The sequence below is a fragment of the Halopseudomonas sp. genome (genome assembly GCF_041579695.1).
Taxonomy (GTDB): domain Bacteria; phylum Pseudomonadota; class Gammaproteobacteria; order Pseudomonadales; family Pseudomonadaceae; genus Halopseudomonas.
Window position 1 is genome coordinate 1 of record NZ_JBFGFI010000156.1, and the last position, 3,600, is coordinate 3,600.

Genomic DNA, 3,600 nt, shown 5'->3' on the forward strand with positions numbered 1-3,600 from the left:
CGCTACGTTCTTGAGAGGTCCGGACTGTACGGTGTAGACAAAGTCGATGTCTCGCTCCCATTCTTCGCCAGTCCCAGCTGCACCCCGGTCGATGTTATCGCCGCTGACGTAGCGCACCAGGCCTTTCAGGCCGGGGACCCCGTACTGGGCAAAGTCGAGGTCGTAGCGGGCCTGCCAGGATTTTTCATCGGCGCGGGCGAAGTCCAGAATCTGGATGTAGTTGGCTACATAGGGGTTGTTCTCGGCCAGGTAGGGGAAGGACGTATCGCCGTCGCTGTGTTGATAGCCCAGGCGGAACATATGGGAACCAGTGCCGGCCGAAAGCATGACCGACTTCATCTTGTGATCGATATTCAGGGGTTGGTTGCCATTGTCGCCAGTATCAAAGTAGGCCAGGTTGGCGCCCAGCTTCCAGGTGCCCATATCAATCGTTTGCAGCACATTGATCAGATTCTGCTCATATACGTCATCCAGCTCGCCGCGCCATAAGCCCAGGGTGGTGTTGCTCTGGGTGAATTTGTAGGTGCCGCCCAGGTACGTGAAACGGTCAGAAGTGCCGCCCACGGTTGAGCCAATATCTTCGCGGTTGGTACTGGCGCGGTAGTTGACCTCACGCAGTTGTCCCAGTTGTACGTTGAGGTTCTCGACTTCATCGATACTCAACGAGCCGCCGGTATAGGTCTGGGGTAGCAGGCGGATGTCGCTGGCCTGAGCGATCGGAATTGCCGGTATAAGATTACCGAGTCGCAGAACGGAGTTGGAAATCCGTGCTCTGGCTGTGGCCGAGGCATGACCATAGCTGTCGGGACCTTCGTTGCCAAAGCTGTTGGGCAGTAACCCTGTTCCCGCAGTCTCGTCCTCGGAGTAGAGTTTTACGCCGGTGGCGGCGTACACATCCAGACCGAAACCCACCGCTCCGGGGGTGTAGCCCGAGGCGGCGCGAAAGATGAAGCCCTGTGCCCACTCTTCGGCTTTGGATCGACCACCGGGTGGCGTGGAACGGAAGTCGCGGTTGAAATAGAAGTTACGTAAATGTAGCGCGGCCGTGGCATCGTCAGTAAAACCGGCCGCACTCGCAGAGCCGGCCAGTGGGGCAATCACCGCAAAGGCCACAGCAGCGGCCAGGGTATTGGTTTTCACAAGTGTCATTATTGTTCTCCTGATGTGATCAAGTGCAGGCCGGTGCTTGCCGGGCGCGGAACAAATAAAGCACTTAAGCAGTAGCGGCTCTGTAAGACATTCGTCGAACTGTCATATTTCGAAGAGAAGTCGACAGGTCCGTTGACGTAGACGAAATCGTGGAAGGGTTGTTCTTGAGGGCTTTGCTTCGCCCGCAGCGGCGGTAACCGGGGCTTTTAGAGCCTATTAGACCTTAGGAGGGGGATGCCCGTTTGCAGACCAAACGGGCGGGGGAGGGGTCACATGCCGTTGGCGAAATCGGCAATGCTCATATCAATTTCACCGCGCAAGGGTTTCAACGCAGCGGCGTAACGCAACAGGATGCCGAGGTTGTATTCCATGCGTGCGCGGATCTTGCGGTCGTCCTCGGAAACGGGCTCGGGCATGTTCATGACCTTTTCCACGTTGCGCACGATCAGGTGCTCGGGGATGTAGCACAGACGGCAGTTCTTGTAGCTCGAAGCGCGCAGTTCGCTGATCGGGTAGGCACCGCCGATACCGGCAGAGATGCCGCCGAGCATGGCGGGTTTGTGCGCCAGTTGCGCCTTGGTGGCGAACAGGAAGAAATTCTTGATGGCGGGGCAGGCCATGCCGTGCCATTCCGGGGCGAGGATCACCAACGCGTCGGCCCTGGCCAGTTGTTTCTCGAACATGCCCCAGGGACCTTCATCCTCTGCCGGCCACATGGGCAAAGGGTAGGAGCCCAGATCAATGACCGATACTGCGTCAGCATCCAGACCGTGCTGGTTGATCAGGCTCTGGCGCATGAAGCGCGCGACCTTGGATGTCTGGCTGTTGCTGCGGCTGCTGCCGGCGACGATGGCGATATTCGTCATGGGGTCTCCCGTTGATTGCTTGAGCGTGCATGCTAACTGCGTTAAGCCACCGACCGACAGTTCAAAATCGTGATCGAATATATCGAATAAGTGCGCGCTTCGGGCCGGAAGCCGGAAGCACGCTCGGCCCCTGTTGTATGTGCGGCTGTCGCCTTTGACAGCCTCCGGGCTATGCGGCAGAGTACGCGCCCTTCGGCAGGCGACACCTTGTCTGTCGAGTTTATTCAATCGACAGGGGATGGCGACAATGAACGCAGTAGTGGCTGCCGTAGCGGTAATGCTGGCTCTGAGCCTGTGCCGGGTTCACGTGGTGGTGGCACTGATTATTGGTGCTGTGGTGGGTGGCCTGCTTGGCGGGTTGGGACTGGACGCCACGCTGGAGGCATTCCAGGGCGGACTGGGCAAGGGCGCGAATGTGGCGCTCAGTTATGCGTTGCTGGGCGCGTTTGCGGTGGCGATAGCCAAGTCCGGTCTGGCGCATGCCCTCGCGGATCGTGCGCTGGGGCTGGTCAACAGCCGGCGCGATGGCGGCACTGGAATGCTGACCATGCTACTGCTGCTGGTGCTGCTGGCGGTGGCGATTTCGTCGCAGAACATTCTGCCAATACACATCGCTTTTATTCCGCTGCTGGTCCCACCCTTGCTGTACGTGATGGCGCGATTACGGCTGGACCGGCGACTGGTGGCGTGCGTACTGACCTTCGGTCTGATCACGCCCTACATGTTCCTGCCGGTCGGTTTCGGCGGCATATTCCTCAACGACATCCTGCTGGCCAACGTGGCCGAGAGCGGCGGCGAGGTTGATGGCGTCAATGTGATGAAGGCCATGGCGCTACCTGCTCTGGGCATGCTGCTGGGGCTGTTGTTCGCGATTTTTATCAGTTATCGCCGTCCGCGTGACTATGACGTGGAAGCGGTGGCCGAGGTCGAGAGGCTGGAGAAAGGTTACAACGGACGCTCGCTACTGGTCGCGCTGACCGCGGTTGTCGCGGCGTTCGTTGTGCAGTTGTGGCTCGACTCGATGATCATCGGCGCGTTGACCGGATTCGTGATTTTCTCCCTGTCGGGGGTGGTGCGCTGGCGTGAGGCGGACGATGTGTTTACCGAAGGCATGAAGATGATGGCGATGATCGGCTTCATCATGATCGCCGCGGCCGGCTTTGCCGAGGTGATGCGCGCCACCGGCTCGATCCAGACGCTGGTGGACAGCTCTGCCGGCATCATCGGCGACAACCGGGCGATGGCCGCGTTGTTGATGTTGCTGGTGGGCTTGCTGATTACCATGGGTATCGGCTCGTCGTTCTCGACCATACCGATCATTGCGGCAATCTACGTACCCCTGGCGCTGCAGCTGGGCTTCAGCCCGCTGGCAATCGTTGCGCTGGTGGGTACTGCAGCTGCGCTGGGTGACGCCGGCTCACCGGCTTCCGATTCCACCCTGGGTCCGACCGCCGGCCTCAACGTGGACGGCCAGCACAACCATATCTGGGATACGGTGGTGCCGACCTTTCTGCATTACAACCTGCCGCTGATTGCCTTTGGCTGGTTGGCGGTGATGGTGCTGTAAGTCGTTGCTTTCAGACCC

3 protein-coding genes are annotated in these 3,600 nt (G+C 59.5%); 1 reads left to right on the forward strand and 2 read right to left on the reverse strand.

Going from position 1 to position 3,600, the window contains the following annotated elements:
• Positions 1 to 1,149, reverse strand: a 1,149-nt coding sequence (locus ABYA88_RS15730) for an OprD family outer membrane porin (protein ID WP_373188334.1), incomplete at its 3' end; no start/stop codon positions are given.
• A 269-nt stretch (positions 1,150 to 1,418) separates the two neighbouring features.
• Complete coding sequence (locus ABYA88_RS15735) at positions 1,419 to 2,015, reverse strand: NADPH-dependent FMN reductase (protein WP_373188335.1); 597 nt, start codon at positions 2,013 to 2,015, stop codon at positions 1,419 to 1,421.
• 247 nt (positions 2,016 to 2,262) lie between these two features.
• On the opposite strand from ABYA88_RS15735, the gene ABYA88_RS15740 reads away from it, so the two are divergent.
• Entirely contained in the window at positions 2,263 to 3,582 is a 1,320-nt protein-coding gene (locus tag ABYA88_RS15740; protein ID WP_373188336.1) for a Na+/H+ antiporter family protein, read from the forward strand.
• Positions 3,583 to 3,600 lie beyond the last annotated feature (18 nt).